This window comes from Micromonospora sp. C97 (genome assembly GCF_018070385.1).
In the GTDB taxonomy this organism is placed as follows: domain Bacteria; phylum Actinomycetota; class Actinomycetes; order Mycobacteriales; family Micromonosporaceae; genus Micromonospora; species Micromonospora parva.
The window spans coordinates 226,489-244,013 of the sequence record NZ_JAGPXU010000003.1; the positions used below are offsets into that span (position 1 = coordinate 226,489).

18 protein-coding genes are annotated in these 17,525 nt (G+C 71.7%); 9 read left to right on the plus strand and 9 right to left on the minus strand.

The window, feature by feature from the left end:
- Window positions 1-32: 32 nt before the first annotated feature.
- Complete coding sequence (gene paaB / locus KBX26_RS07385) at window positions 33-344, minus strand: 1,2-phenylacetyl-CoA epoxidase subunit PaaB (RefSeq protein ID WP_030334103.1); 312 nt, start codon at window positions 342-344, stop codon at window positions 33-35.
- Window positions 341-1,414, minus strand: coding sequence for a 1,2-phenylacetyl-CoA epoxidase subunit PaaA (gene paaA, locus KBX26_RS07390; RefSeq protein ID WP_030334101.1), 1,074 nt, complete (start codon window positions 1,412-1,414; stop codon window positions 341-343). The genes paaB and paaA overlap by 4 nt, the downstream gene beginning before the upstream one ends.
- 372 nt (window positions 1,415-1,786) lie before the next feature.
- Between paaA and KBX26_RS07395 the strand changes: the two genes are divergently transcribed.
- Window positions 1,787-2,776: a hypothetical protein gene (locus KBX26_RS07395; RefSeq protein ID WP_210864998.1), complete on the plus strand. Its 990-nt coding sequence runs from the start codon at window positions 1,787-1,789 to the stop codon at window positions 2,774-2,776.
- A 50-nt stretch (window positions 2,777-2,826) separates the two neighbouring features.
- Window positions 2,827-3,732, plus strand: coding sequence for a hypothetical protein (locus tag KBX26_RS07400; RefSeq protein ID WP_374224232.1), 906 nt, complete (start codon window positions 2,827-2,829; stop codon window positions 3,730-3,732).
- A 66-nt stretch (window positions 3,733-3,798) separates the two neighbouring features.
- Here the strand turns inward: KBX26_RS07400 and KBX26_RS07405 are convergent, their stop codons facing one another.
- From KBX26_RS07405 to KBX26_RS07415, 3 genes are read right to left on the minus strand one after another with little or no spacing between them, the layout of a single operon-like run.
- Window positions 3,799-4,650, minus strand: a complete 852-nt coding sequence (locus KBX26_RS07405) for a menaquinone biosynthetic enzyme MqnA/MqnD family protein (RefSeq protein WP_210864999.1) — start codon at window positions 4,648-4,650, stop codon at window positions 3,799-3,801.
- Window positions 4,602-6,101: an MFS transporter gene (locus tag KBX26_RS07410; protein ID WP_210865000.1), complete on the minus strand. Its 1,500-nt coding sequence runs from the start codon at window positions 6,099-6,101 to the stop codon at window positions 4,602-4,604. Before KBX26_RS07410 ends, KBX26_RS07405 begins: the two co-directional genes overlap by 49 nt.
- A 42-nt stretch (window positions 6,102-6,143) precedes the next feature.
- Window positions 6,144-6,728: a winged helix-turn-helix domain-containing protein gene (locus KBX26_RS07415; RefSeq protein ID WP_030334090.1), complete on the minus strand. Its 585-nt coding sequence runs from the start codon at window positions 6,726-6,728 to the stop codon at window positions 6,144-6,146.
- Between the two features lie 214 nt (window positions 6,729-6,942).
- On the opposite strand from KBX26_RS07415, the gene KBX26_RS07420 reads away from it, so the two are divergent.
- Both KBX26_RS07420 and KBX26_RS07430 read left to right on the plus strand, forming a co-directional pair.
- Window positions 6,943-7,113: a hypothetical protein gene (locus KBX26_RS07420; RefSeq protein WP_307857764.1), complete on the plus strand. Its 171-nt coding sequence runs from the start codon at window positions 6,943-6,945 to the stop codon at window positions 7,111-7,113.
- 783 nt (window positions 7,114-7,896) lie between these two features.
- Window positions 7,897-10,167 carry an AAA family ATPase gene (locus KBX26_RS07430; protein WP_247680303.1) on the plus strand — a complete coding sequence of 757 codons (2,271 nt, stop codon included), beginning with the start codon at window positions 7,897-7,899 and terminating at the stop codon, window positions 10,165-10,167.
- Here KBX26_RS07430 and KBX26_RS07435 read toward each other — a convergent pair.
- Window positions 10,156-10,767 (minus strand): hypothetical protein, encoded by a 612-nt coding sequence (locus KBX26_RS07435; RefSeq protein WP_210865001.1) that lies wholly within the window; start codon window positions 10,765-10,767, stop codon window positions 10,156-10,158. The genes KBX26_RS07430 and KBX26_RS07435 overlap by 12 nt on opposite strands.
- A 202-nt stretch (window positions 10,768-10,969) precedes the next feature.
- Here KBX26_RS07435 and KBX26_RS07440 point away from each other — a divergent pair, with 202 nt between their 5' ends.
- From KBX26_RS07440 to KBX26_RS07460, 5 genes are all read left to right on the plus strand, one after another.
- Window positions 10,970-11,614, plus strand: a complete 645-nt coding sequence (locus tag KBX26_RS07440) for a transporter (RefSeq protein ID WP_210865002.1) — start codon at window positions 10,970-10,972, stop codon at window positions 11,612-11,614.
- Window positions 11,611-11,922 carry a transcriptional regulator gene (locus KBX26_RS07445; protein ID WP_030334078.1) on the plus strand — a complete coding sequence of 104 codons (312 nt, stop codon included), beginning with the start codon at window positions 11,611-11,613 and terminating at the stop codon, window positions 11,920-11,922. Before KBX26_RS07440 ends, KBX26_RS07445 begins: the two co-directional genes overlap by 4 nt.
- Window positions 11,919-12,860, plus strand: coding sequence for an ABC transporter ATP-binding protein (locus KBX26_RS07450; protein WP_030334076.1), 942 nt, complete (start codon window positions 11,919-11,921; stop codon window positions 12,858-12,860). The genes KBX26_RS07445 and KBX26_RS07450 overlap by 4 nt, the downstream gene beginning before the upstream one ends.
- Window positions 12,861-12,870: 10 nt before the next feature.
- The gene (locus KBX26_RS07455; protein ID WP_210865003.1) at window positions 12,871-13,608 is read left to right on the plus strand and encodes an ABC transporter permease; all 738 of its coding nucleotides are present in this window, start codon (window positions 12,871-12,873) and stop codon (window positions 13,606-13,608) included.
- Window positions 13,609-13,702: 94 nt separating this feature from the next.
- Window positions 13,703-14,467 (plus strand): VOC family protein, encoded by a 765-nt coding sequence (locus tag KBX26_RS07460; RefSeq protein ID WP_030334072.1) that lies wholly within the window; start codon window positions 13,703-13,705, stop codon window positions 14,465-14,467.
- Between the two features lie 161 nt (window positions 14,468-14,628).
- Here KBX26_RS07460 and KBX26_RS07465 read toward each other — a convergent pair whose 3' ends face one another.
- The 3 genes from KBX26_RS07465 to KBX26_RS07475 are packed head-to-tail and all read right to left on the minus strand — an operon-like array spanning window position 14,629 to window position 17,496.
- Window positions 14,629-15,432 carry an ABC transporter ATP-binding protein gene (locus KBX26_RS07465; RefSeq protein ID WP_210865004.1) on the minus strand — a complete coding sequence of 268 codons (804 nt, stop codon included), beginning with the start codon at window positions 15,430-15,432 and terminating at the stop codon, window positions 14,629-14,631.
- Window positions 15,429-16,508: an iron ABC transporter permease gene (locus tag KBX26_RS07470; protein WP_030334068.1), complete on the minus strand. Its 1,080-nt coding sequence runs from the start codon at window positions 16,506-16,508 to the stop codon at window positions 15,429-15,431. The genes KBX26_RS07465 and KBX26_RS07470 overlap by 4 nt, the downstream gene beginning before the upstream one ends.
- Window positions 16,509-16,566: 58 nt before the next feature.
- Window positions 16,567-17,496 carry an ABC transporter substrate-binding protein gene (locus tag KBX26_RS07475; RefSeq protein ID WP_030334066.1) on the minus strand — a complete coding sequence of 310 codons (930 nt, stop codon included), beginning with the start codon at window positions 17,494-17,496 and terminating at the stop codon, window positions 16,567-16,569.
- Window positions 17,497-17,525: the final 29 nt, after the last annotated feature.

A 17,525-nucleotide genomic window follows, 5' to 3' on the forward strand; every position in this document is an offset into this window, starting at 1 on the left:
CACCCCGCTGCTGAGCTGACTGGTTCGCTCGCTCACAGGTGAGCCACCCCGTCCGGCACCTCGTAGAAGGTGGGGTGGCGGTAGACCTTGTCGGCGGCCGGGTCGAAGAAGGCGTCCTTCTCGTCCGGGCTGGACGCGGTGATCGCGCCGGCCGGCACCACCCAGATCGACACGCCCTCCTGACGGCGGGTGTAGAGATCGCGGGCGTTGCGCAGGGCAAGCTCGGCGTCGGGGGCGTGCAGGCTGCCGACGTGGGTGTGCGACAGCCCGCGCCGGGCCCGCACGAAGACCTCCCACAGAGGCGAATGACCTGTCACGCCGGATTGCTCGGCACGCTCGCTCACGCGGCCACCTTCTCCTTGTTCGTCCGCTTCGCGGCGTACGCCGCGGCGGCCTCGCGTACCCAGCTGCCGTCGGCGTGCGCGGCGCGGCGGTGGGCCATCCGCTCGCGGTTGCACGGCCCGTCGCCGGAGATCACCCGCATCAGTTCGTCATAGTCCGGCTGGGTGTAGTCGTACGCCTGCCGCTCGTCGTTCCAGCGCAGGTCGTCGTCGGGGATGCGGACCCCGAGGATCTCGGCCTGCTGGACGCACATGTCGACGAAGCGTTGACGCAGGTCGTCGTTCGAGAAGCGCTTGATCTTCCAGGCCATCGACTGGGTGGAGTGGGTGGAGTCGCCGTCCGGCGGGCCGAACATGGCCAGCGACGGGTACCACCATCGGTCCACCGCGTCCTGCGCCATGGCGTGCTGCTCGGGGGTGCCGTGCGCCAGGGTGTGCAGGATCTCGTAGCCCTGCCGCTGGTGGAACGACTCCTCCTTGCAGACCCGGATCATCGCGCGGGCGTACGGGCCGTAGGAGCAGCGGCACAGCGGCACCTGGTTGACGATCGCCGCACCGTCCACCAACCACCCGATGGCGCCGACGTCGGCCCAGCTGAGGGTGGGGTAGTTGAAGATCGAGCTGTACTTCTGGCGGCCGTCGAGCAGCAGCTGGACCAGTTCGTCGCGGCTGATGCCGAGGGTCTCGGCGGCGGCGTAGAGGTAGAGGCCGTGACCCGCCTCGTCCTGCACCTTGGCCAGCAGGATCGCCTTGCGCTTGAGTGACGGCGCCCGACTGATCCAGTTGCCCTCCGGCTGCATGCCGATGATCTCGGAGTGGGCGTGCTGGGCGATCTGCCGGATCAGCGTCCGCCGGTACGCGTCGGGCATCCAGTCGCGGGGTTCGATCTTCTGCTCGGCGTCGACGACCTCGGCGAAGTACGCCGCCAGGTCCTCGTCCGGCGCGGGCCCGCCCCGCCGCCCGCGCGCCGCCGCTGCCCGCAGCTCCGCCTCGGCGGCCTCGACCTCGCCCAGCAGACCGCCGGGCGCCTCGTCCGGGGCGCTGTTCGGGGCGGAGAAGTCGTTGCCATACATGAGGCTAAGTGTTACAGCTTGCGCCTCGTTGCACCAGGGGGTGTAACAGGAATCCGCGCATCCCATCCGTAGCCGAATGACTGCTTTGCGCGACCTGGGCGGCCTTCCATCGCCGTGACTTGGGCCACGAAACAAAGGTGAACCCCTGCAAAAACCTCATACCGGCCCCATAACTCGCCTTTATCGCAGGTTGCCTAGTGTCGAAGTCTGGCGGTCGGGCGGTCCGGACGTAGACTTCTGCCGGACAACCGATCGGCTGCCGCGCATCGATATCTCCACCGAGGCCACCTCCCCCGGCCTCGGCGATCGCACCCGATTCGTCCCGACGACAAGCCGGTCCCCCCGGCCCTGACACCTGGAGTTCACCCACTCATGCGATCTCGCGTGACCCTGGTGCTCGCCATCACGGCAGTCGTGCTCGGCGGCGTCCTGCTGGTCCCCACCGCGTACGCCCGGCTTGCCAGCGACGACAGCGGCGGAGGCGGCGGTGGCGGCACGTCGAGCGTCGCCGCGCCCGCACCCGCGCCACCGCCGCCGCCCACCCTGGCGGCCGGTCCGGTGTCGGTGAGCTTCAAGGGTGACTTCTTCTCCTGGGCCCTGATGGACCGCAAGACGGGCAAGATCTCCGGGTCGTCGAACATGGCCGCGACCAGCTCCACCGAATCGATGATCAAGGCGTGGATCGTCTCCGACTACCTGCGACAGCTCGGTGACAAGGAGCCGTCGGCATCGTTGAAGGAGGCGTCCCGACTCGCCATCGTCGACAGCAACGACAAGGCCGCCAACGCGGTCCACCGGGCTGCCGGCGGGTCCTACAAGGCCTCGTCGAGCAGCGTTCCGGACGCGGTGATCCAGCGGGCGATCAAGATCTGCGGGCTGACCGACACCAAGCGCGGCAACACCAAGCCGTACACCGGCTTCTGGAGCTACACCCGGATGTCTCCCCGCGACGCGGTCCGACTCGGCGACTGCATCGCCGACGGCAAGGCCGCCGGCCCGAAGTGGACGAAGTGGGTGCTGGACCAGATGAGCAAGGTCACGGGCACCACCGCGGCCAAGGACCAGAAGCCCGACTCCGGTGGCGGCCGCTGGGGGATCATCGACGGTCTACCCAAGTCGATCACCTCGCAGGGCCCGGTCAGCATCAAGAACGGTTGGACCCCGATCTACGGCGACGGCAACTGGCACGTCAACTGCCTCGCCGTCACCAGCAAGTGGAGCCTGGCGGTGATGCTGCGCTACCCGATCAGGACCGGCCTGGACTACGGCGCGAAGGTCTGCGCCAGCGTGGCCACCCAACTGGTCACCCCGCAGCCGGGTGCCGCGCTCAAGGTGCCGCAGCAGCCGGTCGGGAAGCTCTGATGGCCGGCACCCGTCGGGGAGACCGGCGTGGCGACGGCGACGCCTCCCCGATGCGGCTGATCGCCATCGCGGTCATCCTCATCGGCCTGGTGCTGGTGTCGCTGCGGTTGCTGCCCGGGTCGCCGTTCGAGTCGTCCGCCGCCGCCAAGTGGGGCGACGCCGGCACCAGCGACCGGCCCACCGGCTCCGGCACCGACCGCAGTGCCCGCCAGCCGTCCGCGCCGTCACCGAGCCCCAGCCCGTCGCTGGAGCCGCTGCCCTTCGCGGCCAAGAATCTCGACCTCGACATCGAGGGCTGGTACGCCTGGAGCGTCCTGGACCGCCGAACCGGAAAAATCATCGGTTCGAAGAACATGGACGAGACCAGCACGACCGCCTCCATGATCAAGGCGTGGATCGTCGCTGACTACCTGCGCCGCGCGGCCGACGCCGGCCAGACCCCGAGCGACGCGAAGCTCGCCGACGCGACCCGGATCATCCGGGACAGCGACAACACCCGGGCCGAGCAGTTCTACAACCTGGTCGGCCGAGACGCCTCGATCAAGCGCCTGATCTCCATGTGCGAGCTGACCGACAGCAGCGTCGCCCCCGACAAGGGCTGGAGCCGGACGGCGCTCTCACCCCGGGACACCGCCCGGATGGGCAACTGCATCGCCACCGGCACCGCCGCCGGGCCGAAGTGGACCAAGTGGCTTCTCAACGAGATGAAGCTGGTTCGTGGCGGCGGCGACTTCGGTATCCGCAAGGCCTTCCCGGCCGCCGAGCAGAAGAAGATCGCCATCAAGAACGGGTGGATCGACCGGACCAGGGAGCAGGAGATGCACATCAACTGCCTGGCCATCGGCGACACCTGGACGATGGGCGTGATGGTCAAGTACCCGATCAACATGGGCTACGACTACGGCATGAAGAACTGCGAGAAGATCACCGAGGCGCTGCTCCGCACCGGCACCTGAGCCGTCCACGCTGACGCCGGCCCGGGCCGCTGCCGACCCGGGCCATTGGTGCGCCGTCGGCAGGGGTCAGCCGGCGAAGAACTCCGGACCGCCCTCCGGCAGCGCCGGGGCCTCCCCGATCGCGGCGGCCCGTCGGGCCCACTCGCGCAGCCCGGCGACCTGCCGGTCGCCGAGGGAGAAGTCGAGGGTCCGGAAGTACGTGGCGAGCGTCTGCGCGTCGAACGTCTCCCAGCGCGCCGCCGCCTCGGCCACCTGGTCCAGCTCCGCCAGGCAGAGGTCCCGGGAGCGCAGGAAAGCCTCGTGCACCTCCTTGACCAGGCCCGGGTGGGCGGCGGCGAAGTCACGGCGGACCGCCCAGACGGCGAAGACCATCGGCAGCCCGGTCCAGTCCCGCCACGCCTGCCCGAGGTCGGTGACAGTGAGGCCCTTCTGCGGCGCCTCGTAGTACGCCCGCAGCGCCACGTCCCCGATCAGCACGGCCGCGTCGGCCTCCAGCAGCATCTGGGTCAGGTCCGGCGGGCACCGGAAGTACTCGGGCCGCACGTTGTACTGCTCGGCGAGCAGCAGTTGCGCCGTCATCACCCCGGTCCGCGAGGTCGAGCCGAGCGCCACCCGGGCGCCGTCCAACTGGTCGAGGGGTCGGGTGGAGACCATGTTGACCGACAGCACCGGACCGTCGCTGCCGACCGCCAGGTCCGGGAGGAGCAGCAGCTCGTCGGCGTGCTTCAGGTACTCCAGCAGCGTGATCGGGCCGATGTCGAGGTCGCCGGCGACCAGCGCCGCACTCAACCGGTCCGGCGAGTCCTTGTGCAGGTCCACGTCGAGCAGGGCACCGGAGCGCATCAGACCCCAGTAGATCGGCAGGCAGTTCAGGAACTGGATGTGCCCGACTCGCGGGCGTGCGATGCGCTCAGCCATGGCCCGACCGTATCCCCGGCGGCGGGCGCCGGCTCGGCGGGCCGGCCCGAAGTGGCCAACCCCGCACTTGACCGGGCAGCTCGGCCGCCTTCCGGGGCGTTGGCCGCTTGTCGACCGCCTGCCGGCGCGTCGGCCGCTCGTCGACCGTCTGCCGGGGCGTCGGCCAGCGACGACCGTCGTACCGCCCGGGTCACGACCGGCACGAAGCCCAGCACCACCAACAACCCGAGCACCCCGGCGCCGGCGATCAGCGGTCGGGGCGGAACGACGGCGAGCAACGCCCCGCCGATCAGGAAGCCCGCCATCGAGCCACCCTGCACCGCCGCGCCGTAGCTGGCGTACGCCCGGGCGCGCATCGCCTCCGGCACCCGCCGAGCGGTGAGCAGGTTGGCGAAGACGTTGTCGCCACCGTTGGCCGCGCCTCCCACCAGCCAGAGCGGCACCAACACACCCGCCGCCGGCACCGTCGCCGCGAGCAACACCATCAAACTGCACACGGCCAGGGTGGCCAGCACCCCGCGTACCAACGCGCCGTCGTCGTCGAGCCGCCGAGCGAGTCGTACGGCGAGCCAGGTCCCCGGCAGCATGCCGGCCATCCATGCGGCGCTGACCAGGCCGTACGTGGTCGCCGAGCCCTCCAGGGTCTCCCGGATGAAGAAGACCTCGATCACGTTGATGCCGCCGATCGCCGCGATCACCACGGCGGTGCTCACCACCATCACGAGCATCAGCGGGTCGCGGCGCAGCCGCCAGCCGATCTCCGTACCCCCCGGGGTTGTCACGCCGCCCGAGGCGGCCTGGCTGCCCCCGGCGGCGGCCTCGCTGCTCGCGGCGGCGGCGGTCTGGCTGGCGGCGGTCTGGCTGGCGGCGGACCGCCGGCCGCCGCGTCGGGTCCGCAGCAGCAGGCCCGCGACCACCAACGCCAGGTAGGTCGCGGCATCGAGAAGCAGCGGTACGCGGGTGCCGAACTGTCCCACCAGTAGACCGGCCAGCACCGGGCCGCCGAGCGCACCAAGCGAGACGGCGGTCTGACTGATCGCGCTGGCGCGCGGCAGGTCGGCCGGGCGGACCATCGCCGGCAGCAGCGCCGCGAGGCAGGGTTGGGTCACCGCGAGCCCGCAGGCCAGCAGTGCGACGAGCCCGACCACCAGTGCCGGTTGCTCGACGACGGCGAGGAGCGCGCAGACGCCGGCCTGCCCCAAACCGACTGTCACCAGCAGGGTGCGGCTGTCCATCCGGTCGGCGAGTCGGCCCGCGAGCGGGGCGAGCACCACCAGGGGCAGGGTGGCGGCGAGCAGCAGGCCCGACACGGCCAGTCCACCGGCACCGGCACCCTGCAGGGCCAGTGCCAGCGCGGTCGCCGCGAGGAAGTCGCCGCAGATGGTGGTGCCCCGGGCGGCGGCGGCGAGCCAGACGTCCGCCCAGCGCGACTCGTCAGTTGTGAAGGACATACTTCGAAAATAATCCTTCACAACTGATTCATGCAACCCCGCCTATGCCAACGGCACCGTCCGGTACTGCACGGCGACAGTGCGCGCCCCCGGCGGCGGCTCACCCTGCCGCCGTCGCGGGTGGTACGGCCGGAGCAGCGCCAGCACCGCCTCGTTCAACTCGGCCAACTCCTCAGCGGTGAGCAGCACCAGCGTGTCGGTGAACAGCGCCGTGTCGTACCACTCGGCGGGCTCGTCCCCGGCGCGCCGCAACCAGTCCCGGGTCCGCTCCATGGCCCGGACCGCATGCGCCTCCACCAGCGCCTGCTCGGCCGCCCGCGCCTCGGGCCCGGCATCACGGCCCGCCTCGACCAGCACACTCCCACTCGGCACGCGCCACAACCGCTCACGCGCGTCCCCCCGACTCGGCGCCTGCTCGACCAGCCCGAACTTCGCCAGCGCCCGCAGGTGGTAACTGGTGGCGCTCGGCGACAGCCCGACGATCTCGGCACACTCGGTGGCGGTCCCGCCGGCCTCGCGGCTGTTCAGGTACTCCATGATCGCGATCCGCGCCGGATGGGCCATCGCCCGCATCACCTGCGGGTCGCTGATCGTCATCCGGCGCGAATCGGAGCGGGCCTCGGTCATAGGCCCATGATCCCGGCAGACCTCCCAACCTGCCATCACCACCACGTCCCGCTCGGGTCACATGGCGTCTGTCCTTTGCTAGTGAGCAGGCGGATTCGACGGCACGCGCGGCGTGGATCGCTTGGTTCCCCTCATTGATCGACACCGACCCGGAAGTGATCGGCCGCCGAGGTGGTGCGACGGCCACCACATCCGACACTGGGCCGACGGTGGGGTGACGGCGCTGGGCAATGCGGTGCTGCTCTGCGGCTACCACCACCGGCTCATCCACCGCGGCGATTGGACGGTCCGTATCGCGGCGGACGGTCGCCCTGACTTCCTCCCGCCCAGTTGGCTCGACCCGCTGCACACTCCACGTCGCAACCACTACCACCTGCGCTGCTGACGCTGCCGAGCACGCCCACGCCGCCCATGACCGCGACCAGGAAACGCGAACCGCGGCAAGCGGCCCGTGACCCACGACCCGCGACCCGCGGCCGGTGACCCACGGCCAGCGGCCAGCGGCCCGAGACCCACGGCCCGAGACCCACGGCCCGAGACCCACGGCCCGAGACCCACGGTCAGCGGCCAGCGGCCACGACGATCCGCTAGTCCCCGCCGCCCAAGCCGCGTCTCCTGTTGATCGACTCGGTTTCCTGAAAGTCGGGGCGTCGCACCGGCTTGGACACCGCGACTTCATGAAAACCGAGTCGATCACGGCACCCACGGCGGTCGCGGTGTGCGAGAGCACGGCGCGCAGCGCGAGGCGCGAGTACAGCGCGAGGCGCGAGTACAGCGCGAGGCGCGAGTACAGCGCGAGGCGCGAGTACAGCCCGTAGCGCGAGGCGCGAGTACAGCCCGCAGCGCGAGGCGCGACGCGGGACAGGGCGGGGGCGCACGGCGCGGGACCTGATGATCAGTCGGCATCCGACCTCGGCATCACGTCCATCTCGATGCGGTGCTACCCGTCAACGCGTCACTTCGGCGACGTCCGGCGCTGCAACACGCCGTCTCGGATGGGTGGTCGCGTCGGTAATTCGCTGGCTGCGGCGGGCTGGGGAGCGTAGGGTTGCAGGCCGCTTGACGGCCGAGGTGAGCTGCACCGGAACGGGCGTCGTCGCGCCGGGCGGCCGGCCATCCGCCCCCGGACACGCGAGCGCGCAGCAGATGTGAACGATGGGACGTCAGCATGCCCGCACTTGACCTCGACACCCAGCCTGACACCGACCTCGACGCGGACCTGGCCGCCGAACGCGCACACCTGTCCACCTCGCGGGCGGCGTTGGCTCGGATGCGGGCGAGGGCCGAGTCTCTCTTCGCCACCGGTGACCAGGTGGCCGGCGACGCCTACGCGGCCGAGACCCTCGGTCGCACCCTCGCTCGCCGGGTCGCCGAGCTGGCCGACGACCCGACCACACCACTCTTCTTCGGCCGCCTCGACTTCGCCGAGGCCCCAACCGACGCGACCCCAACCAGCGGGACTCCGACCAGCGCGGCAACGACCAGCCCGGCAACGACCAGCCCGGCGCCAACCAGCGCTGCCCCAACCAGCACGGCCCCAACCAGCACGACCCCAACCAGCGCGGCCACCCACGACCGGCCCACGGACAGCACTGCCACCGGCAGCCCGACCACGAGCGACCCGACCGCACCCGACACCAGCGGTGATCATGAGGGGCGGCGCTATCACGTGGGGCGGCGGCATGTCACCGACGAGCGCGGCGAGCCGCTGGTGCTGGACTGGCGGGCACCGGTCTCCCGCTCGTTCTACCGGGCCAGTGTGCGCGATCCACAGGGGGTGGCGGTCCGGCGACGGTTCGGGTTCAGCAACGGCGTCCTGACCAGCTTCGAGGATGAGCGGCTGGATCGGGGCGAAGAGCTTGGTACGACCAGTCGGATCCTCACCGCCGAGATCGAGCGTCCGCGCGTCGGGCCGATGCGGGACATCGTGGCCACGATCCAGCCGGAGCAGGACGAGCTGGTGCGGGCCGACCTCGCCGACTCGATCTGTGTGCAGGGCGCGCCGGGCACCGGAAAGACGGCGGTGGGTCTGCACCGGGCCGCGTACCTGCTCTATCTGCACCGGGAGCGGTTGCGGCGGGCGGGTGTGTTGATCGTCGGGCCGAACCGGGCGTTCCTGTCGTACATCGCGGCGGTGCTGCCGGCGCTCGGTGAGGTCGAGGTCGAGCAGGCCACGGTGGAGGAGTTGATCTCCCGGGTGCCGGTCCGGGCGGTCGAGGCGCCGGCGGTGGCCGCGCTCAAACACGACGTACGGATGGCCGACGTGCTGCGGCGCGCGGTGCAGGCGCAGATCGGCACCCCGACCGAGTCGATCACCGTGTCGGACGGTTCGTTCCGCTGGCGGATCGGGCTGGAGCCGTTGCACCGGATCGTCGAGGAGACCCGCCGGGAGGGGCTGCCGTACGGCACTGGTCGGGAACGCGTTCAGGCACGGGTGGTGAGCCTGCTGCAACGGCAGGCCGAGGCGCGGCGGGCGGAGTCGCCCAGCGATGCCTGGCTGCGCCGGATGAGCCGCTGCCGGCCGGTGCTCGACTTCCTGGACGCGGTCTGGCCGGCGCTCACCCCGGAAGGGCTGGTGCACGGCCTGTTCGCCGACCCGGCGCGGCTCGCCGCCGCGGCGGACGGGCTGCTCAGCGACGCCGAGCAGGCGCAGCTCGTCTGGGCCAAGCCGGCCCGCACCCCGAAGGCGACCCGTTGGACCGCCGCCGACGCGGTGTTGATCGACGAGGCGACCGGGCTGCTGGAACGGCTCTCCGGGTTCGGGCACGTGGTGGTGGATGAGGCGCAGGACCTCTCCCCGATGCAGTGCCGGGCCATCGCTCGGCGCAGCGAGCACGGCTCGGTCACGCTCCTGGGTGACCTCGCTCAGGGCACCGCGCCGTGGGCGGCGACGGACTGGCGGGAGTCCCTTGCCCATCTGGGCAAGCCGGACGCGGTGGTGGTGCCGTTGACCGTCGGCTTCCGGGTGCCCGCGGCGGTGGTCGCGTTCGCGAACCTGCTGCTCCCGGCGCTCGCTGTGGACGTACCGCCGGCCGAGTCGCTGCGCCGCGACGGCGGCCTGGACGTGCGTACGGTGACCGACCTGACGTCGGCGACGGTGGCCGAGGTGCGGGCGGCGCTCACGCACGACGGCTCGGTCGGTGTGATCGCCGCGGACGACGCTGTCGACGGCCTGCGCGCGGCGCTGGCCGAGGCGGGTGTCGAGACCGCGACCGCCGACGATGTGGCGGCCGCGGAGCGGGTCACGGTGGTGCCGGCGACACTGGTCAAGGGCCTTGAGTACGACCATGTGGTGGTGGTCGAGCCGGCGGCGATCGTCGCGGCCGAGCCACGCGGGCTGCACCGGTTGTACGTGGTGCTCACCCGGGCGGTGTCCCGGCTGGCGGTGCTGCACGTTGCGCCGCTGCCCGCCCCGCTCGTCGGCGGGTCAGCCGGCTGACAGGACCGCCGCGATCTCCCGCAGCGGGCGGCCGGATTCGGCCATCGGCACGTGGAACGACAGCCACGACCCGTCGGCGAAGTCGAGCCGCAGCCGCTTCCAGTTCAACCGGTACCTGCCGAACCGGGCGGTGACGGAGGTGCGCGGCACCGACCCGAGCAGTTCGATGTCGGCCTGCGCCCGTTCGTCCGCCGACGAGCGGGAGAGCAGGCCGACGGATGCTGTCGCACCGAGCAGCAGCCGTTGGTCGGTGACCCCCAGCACGAGGTGACGGATGCCGAAGCCCTTCGTCGCCACGGTCACTGCATGGTGCAGCTCGGATGCCCGGGAGTCGGGTTGGCCTCGACCTCCGACACCGAAGAAGAGCCAGTCGACGGCGCTGTCCGCCCGACCGAAGGTGATGTTCGGTGAGAGCACGGTGAGCAGGACACCCAGAAAACTCGGCCGACCAGCGGCGGGTGGCGCCGACGGCAGTGCCGGCGGAGCCGGGGTCAGCCCACCGCCCGCTCGGACCTTGGCCACCGCGCGCACCCGCTCGTCGGCCGGTAGCAGTCGGCTGAACCCCTCGGCGTACCGCGCCTGACTTTCGTCGTCAGTCACCAGGGCCCCCTCGTGCTCGACGATGTCCGCCGCAGTGTCCGGCTCAACGCTCGGGCTTGCCACGGACCCTCCCCTGTGGCCTGTGCGACGGATCAGCCTGTCGCCGCGACTCCTCACCATAGGCACTGCTCGCCGCGACCGAAGTCCCCATCTGTCGTGATGGGGACATCCGGCCTCGACTTTGTGCCGTAAAGTAGTTTGCGTGGACCGAGACGATGATTCACCACCCACCGACGCCGCAGCGGCGCTGCGGCTGATCCAGGACCAACGGTCGGCGACGGCACGCCGGCTCGATCCCGATGCCCGCCTGCTCTACTGGCCGTGGGGTGTCGCCTGGCTGGTTGGCTTCGGGCTGTTCTTCCTGCGGTTCACCCCCGGCGACCGTGCGCTTGTCGACCTGCCGAGCTGGCTGCCGCTGACCGTCCTCTTCGTGCTGCTCGCGGCCGCCGGAACGATCCAGGCGGTGGTCAGCGTGCGGGCCTACGGCCAGGTGAGCGGCGACTCCGCCCGGCGTGGGAAGTGGTACGGCTACGCGTGGGCCCTCGGATCGGTGAGCATCTACGCGGGGCTCGGCCGGATCTCCGAGCACCTGCCACACGACCTGGCGGCACTGCTCTGGTCGGCGACCGCCGTCGGGCTGACCGGCGCGCTGCACATGGCCGGCGGGGCGGTCTGGCTGGACCAGGACCTGTTCCGGCTGGGCGTCTGGATCAGCGTGATCAACCTGGTCGGGGCGTTCGCCGGGCCGGGCTGGCACCCGCTCATCGTTGCGGTGGCCGGCGGCGGCGGAATGCTGGTGGCCGGCGCGATCGCCCGGCGGCGACAGCAACAGCGACAGCAGCCGTGACCGAGCTGGATCCGGTCATCCACGCGCAGGCCCGACTGCGGGTGGTCGCCAGCCTCTCGACTCTCAACGTCGGCGACAAGATCGCTTTCCCCCGCCTGCAGGAGCTGCTCGCGATGACCGCCGGCAACCTCTCGGTGCACCTGCGCAAGCTCGAGGAGGCCGGCTACGTGGAGATCAGCAAGACCCACCGTGGACGCACCCCGGCGACCCTGGTCGGGCTCAGCCGACGCGGCCGGCTGGCGTTCGAGGAGTACACCGAAACCATCCGCGCCCTGCTCGACCCCACCTCGTCGAAGGAGCAGCCATGACCCTCGCCCGCGCCGAACAGGCCAGCCGCCGGTACGGCGACGTCCTCGCCCTCGATCGCGTCGACCTGGAAGTCCGGGCCGGTGAGCTGGTCGGCCTGCTCGGGCCGAACGGCGCCGGCAAGAGCACCCTGATCAACCTGCTGGTGGGCCTGCGCCGCCCCAGCTCGGGACGGGTCGAACTGAACGGCCGCGACCCCCGCGACCCGGCCAGCCGACGGCAGATCGGAGTCACCCCGCAGGAGACCGGCCTGCCCGGCACGCTGCGCGTCGGCGAGGTCGTCGACTTCGTCTCCGCGCACTACCCCGACCCGGTGCCCCGCGGTGAACTGCTCGACCAGTTCGGTTTGGGCGACCTCGCCCGACGACAGACCGGTGGGCTCTCCGGTGGGCAGCGCCGCCGGTTGGCGGTGGCGTTGGCGTTCGTCGGCCGGCCGCGGTTGGTGCTGCTCGACGAACCGACCACCGGCCTGGACGTGGCCGCCCGGCACACCCTGTGGGACGCGATCCGGGCCTTCCACGCCGACGGTGGCACCGTGCTGTTGAGCAGCCACTACCTGGAGGAGGTGGAGGCGCTCGCGCACCGGGTGGTGGTCATCGGGCAGGGCCGGGTGCTCGCCGACGACACGGTGGACGCGGTGCGCGGCATCGTGGGCGTACGCCGGGTCAGCCTGGTCGCCGACGACCTGCCCGACCTGCCCGGGGTGGTTCGCACCGAACGGGTCGACGGTCGGCTGCACCTGCTCACCACCGACGCCGACGAGCTGGTCCGAGCGCTGGTCACGGCCCGGGTTCCGTTCACCGACCTGGAGGTACGGCCGACGTCACTGGAGGAGGCGTTCCTCGCCATCACCACCGGCGACACGCCCAGCGGGGACGCGCCGACCAGCACCGGCCGACCCATCACCGCCGCTGCCGGCGGCCGACCCACCACCGTCTGAGGAGGCGACAGTGCAGCTCGCCCTGGTCCACGCCCGCTACCAACTTCTGGAGATCATCCGGATTCCGGTGGCCGTTTTCGGCAGCGCCTTCTTCCCGGCCGCCGCCATGATCTTCTTCGTGGTGCCCTTCGCCGGTGACGACCCGGTCGGTGCCACCTACGCCACCGCGTCGATGGTCACCTTCTCGGTGATGAGCGCCAACATCTTCCAGTACGGCGTCGGTGTCGCCGAGGACCGCGACCAGCCCTGGAATCCGTACACCCGGACCCTGCCGACCGGGCCGGCACCGCGGTTCGCCGGCCGGGTGCTGGCCGGCCTGGCGCTCACCTACCTCTCGCTGATCCCGGTCGTGGTGATCGGCGCGACGCTGACCGCGGCCCAGGCCACCCCGGCGGCGTTCCTGCTGGCTCTCGGCACCGTGGCGGTGATCTCGGTGCCGTTCACGCTGATGGGGCTCGCCATCGGCTACTCGCTGCCCAGCAAGGCGGCGATCGTGGTGGCGCAGCTGATCTTCCTGCCGCTGGCGTTCGGCGGCGGCCTGCTCTCCGCGCCGGGCGAGGCGCCCGGGTTCATCGAGACGATCGCGCCCTACCTGCCCACCCGGGGCGCTGCCGAGTTGATGTGGGCGGCGGTCGGCGACTACGACGTGGAGCCGCTGGCGCTGATCATGCTCGGAGTCTGGGTGGTGCTGCTCGCCGCGCTCGCCGGCTGGGCGTACCGACGGGACGAGGGTCGCCGGTTCAGCTAAAGATTCGTCCGTTTCCTCCCCGGGGCGCGGCGGGACGGTGCCAGGATTCCGACAGGGGGCCGCCGTGGCCGCCCCGGCCGAGAGGGGTCTTGACGTGAGCACCGTCCCGCCGGGTACGCCCTGCTGGGCCGACCTGGCCACCCCGGACCTGACCGACGCCCGGCGGTTCTATCCGGAGCTGTTCGGTTGGACCGGCCAGGTCACCCCGGAGCCTGAGGCGGGCGGCTACACGGTCTTCCTGCTCAACGGCAGGCCGGTGGCCGGCGTGGGCCCGCCCGCGATCCCGGACCAGGTTCCGATCTGGTCGACGTACCTCGCCACCGACGACGCGGAGCTGGTCGCCGGCCGGGTCGAACGGGCCGGCGGGCAGGTCGTCGTCCCACCGTTCGAGGTCTTCGACAGGGGCTGGATGGCGGTCTTCGCCGACCCGGCCGGTGCCACGTTCAGCGTCTGGCAGCCGCTGACCATGGCCGGTGCCGAGGTGTTCAACGTGCCGGGCGCGATGAGCTGGAACGAGCTGGTCACCCCCGACCCCGAGGGCGCGAAGGTCTTCTACGAGCTGGTGTTCGGTTGGCAGCCGGACGACCAGGCGGTGGGCGACATGACGTACACCGGGTGGCGGCTGGGGACGCAGATCGTCGCCGGGATGATGCCGCCACTGGCCGAGGACTTCCCGGCCGACCTGCCCGCGTACTGGACGGTGTACTTCGCGGTGGCCGACGCGGACGCCGCCGCGGCCCGCGCCGCCGAGCTGGGCGGAACGATCCTGGTCCCGCCCCGGGACATCCCGGCGGGCCGGTTCGCCGCCCTGCGCGACCCCCAGGGGGCCCTCTTCTCCGTCATCGACCTGGGCCCCTGACCCCGCGCGGAACTGTTCGCCAGCGCGCCGACGACGGCGCCTCCCGCCAAGATCGTGCTCGAACCTGGATGTCGTGGTGTTCTGACGCTCGGATACCACTCTTTCCAGGTTCGAGCACGATCTTGCGGTGCAATTCGGCACCGAGGGCCGCAGCCGGGCGGCTACCGGCGGGTGGGACGGACGGGCACCACCAGGGGGCCGTGCGCACCGGGCACCACCCGGACGCTGGCCCGGTAGTGGGCGGCGAGCAGCTCCTCGGTCAGCACCTCGGACGGGGTCCCGGCGGCCACCACCCGACCGCCGGCGAGCATCACCATCCGGTCGGCGTACTCACCGGCCAGGGAGAGGTCGTGCATCGTGGCCAGGACGGTCAGGCCATGCTCGCGGCGCAGCTGGTCGACGACTTCGAGCACGTCCTGCTGGTGCCCGATGTCGAGCGCGCTGGTCGGTTCGTCGAGCAGCAGCAGCGTCGCGCCCTGGGCGAGCGCCCGGGCGAGGAACACCCGCTGCCGTTCGCCGCCGGAGAGGGTGGCCAGTTCGCGATGGTGGAAGCCGGTGAGGTCCAACTGCCCCAGCACCTCGTGCACGGCGTCGACGTCGGCGGTCGACTCCCGGCCCAGAGTCGGGATGTACGGGGTGCGGCCGAGCAGCACGTAGTCCAGCACCGACATGCCCGACGGCACCACCGGGGACTGGGCCACCGTGGCCACCACCCGGGCCCGGTCCCGACGGCGCAGCGCGGCACTCGGCGTACCGAAGAGGGTGATCGCTCCCGGCGCGGAGAGCAGGCCGCCGACGGCGCGCAACAGTGTCGACTTGCCGGCGCCGTTCGGGCCGATCACGGTGACCCACTCGCCGGCGGTGACGGTGAGGTCGACGCCGGTCAGGATCGGCGTGCCACCGAGGTCGACGTGCAGCCCGCGCACCGCGACGGCCGGCGCGCCGGCGGTGGGCTCGCGGCTCACGTGAGCACCCGCCGGGCGGTCCGCAGCACGAGGACGAAGAACGGGCCGCCCAGCAGGGCGGTCACCACACCGATCGGCACCTCGGACGGAGCGGCGGCGGTCCGGGCCACCACGTCGGTCAGCGCCAGGAACGCGCCGCCGAACAGCAGTGACATCGGCAGGATCACCCGGTAGCTGGAGCCGGCGAGCAGTCGGACGGTGTGCGGCACGATGATGCCGACGAAGCCGATCAGCCCGGTCGCGGAGACCGCCGCCGCGGTGCCTAGCGAGGCGGCGGCGATCAACAGGTAGCGGGTGCGTTGCGGGTGCAGGCCGAGACTGCGCGCCTCGTCGTCGCCGACCGCGAGGACGTCCAGCTCGCGGCGGTGCAGCAGCACCACCACTGTGGTCAGCGCGGCGTACGGCAGCACTAGGAGCACGTCGTGCCAGCCGGCGGTGGCCAGCCGGCCGAGCAGCCAGGAGTAGACCGGCTGGATGCTGTCCGCGTTTCGTTGCAGCAGGTACGTCTGCCCGGCGGAGAGGAACGCGGAGACCGCCACCCCGGCCAGGATCAGCATCGCCGGTGACCCGCGTCGCCCGCCGGCCGCACCGAGCACGTAGGTCATCGTGACGGCGAGCAGGGAACCGGCGAACGCGGCCAACGGAATGGTCATCGGCAGCCCGGAGAGCGTGCCCTGCCGGCCGCCGCCGCCGAGCGCGATCGCCGCGGTGACCGCCAGGCCCGCGCCGGCGGCCACCCCGAGCAGGTACGGGTCGGCCAGCGGGTTGCGGAACACGCCCTGGTAGCAACCACCGGCGAGGGCGAGCAGACCGCCGACGAGCAGACCCAGCACCACTCGGGGCAGGCGCAGCTCGGTGACGATCGCGATCTCCCGCTCGGTCAGCCCGCTGTCGAGGTGCACCCCGGGAACGAGGTTGAGCAGCTCGGCGGCGACGCTGCCCGGGGGCAGGCTCACCGGGCCGAGCGACACCCCGGCGACGAGCGCGACGAGCACCGCGAACAACCCCGCGACCAGCCAACGCTTGCGCAGCCCGGCCGGCCGGGCGACGGGCAGCGGCCCGGAGGGCCGGGCCACCGCGAGCGGCCCGGCCGGCCGGGGCGCGGGCAGTGGCCCGGTCACCGACTGACGACTGTCACGCGGGCACCTTGGCGACCGCGTCGACGATCACCCGGAGCAGGTCCACGACCCGCGGGCCCCAGCGCGAGGCGATGTCGTCGTCCAGGGCCACGACCTGGTTGTTCTTGACCGCGGTGAGGCCGGCCCAGCCGCTGCGCGCCTTGACCGTGTCGGCGTTCTGCTGGCAGCACTTGGCGTCGGCCAGGAAGACGAAGTCCGGGTCGGCCTTGACGACGAACTCCTGGGACAGCTGGGGGTAGCCGAAGTTCTTGCCGTCCGCGTCGGCCGGGTCGGCGATGTTGGTCAGGCCGACCTGGCTGTAGAGCGAGCCGATGAAGGTCTTGCTGGTGGCGCTGTACAGCTCCGGGCCCAGCTCGTGGAAGTAGGTGAGCTTCTCGGCGCGCTGCGGCAGGTCCTTGACCAGCTTGGTGATGTCGTCCTTCATCCGGGTGACCACGTCGGTGGCCTGGTCGGCGTGCCCGGTCAGCGTGCCCAGCTCGGTGATCTGCCGGTACGAGTCGTCGAGCGTGGTCGCGGCCGGGGTCTGGTACACCGGGATCTTGAGCTTGCCGAGCTGGTCGACGATCTTGTTGCGGTCGTCGGAGAGCACCACCAGGTCGGGGTTCTTACCGGCGATCGCCTCGGCGTTCGGCTGGAACGCGGAGAGGTCGGTCTTGGGCGCGTCGGCCGGGTAGTTCGACTGGTCGTCGACGGCGGTCACCTGCGGGCCGGCACCGATCGCGAAGAGCATCTCGGTGGCGGTGGGCGACAGCACGACGATCTTCTCGGGCCGCTTGTCGAGGGTGAGCGCCCCGACCGTCACCGGGTAGGCGGCGGCCGCGGTGCCGGTGCTCGGTGTGTCGTCGGCCTTCTCGGCGCAGGCGCCGAGGGTGAGCGCGGCGACCGCGAGGGTCGCCGCGAAGAGCCGAGGGGTACGTCTGTTCATGGGGCCTCCTGTCGGTCGAGGAGTGTGGT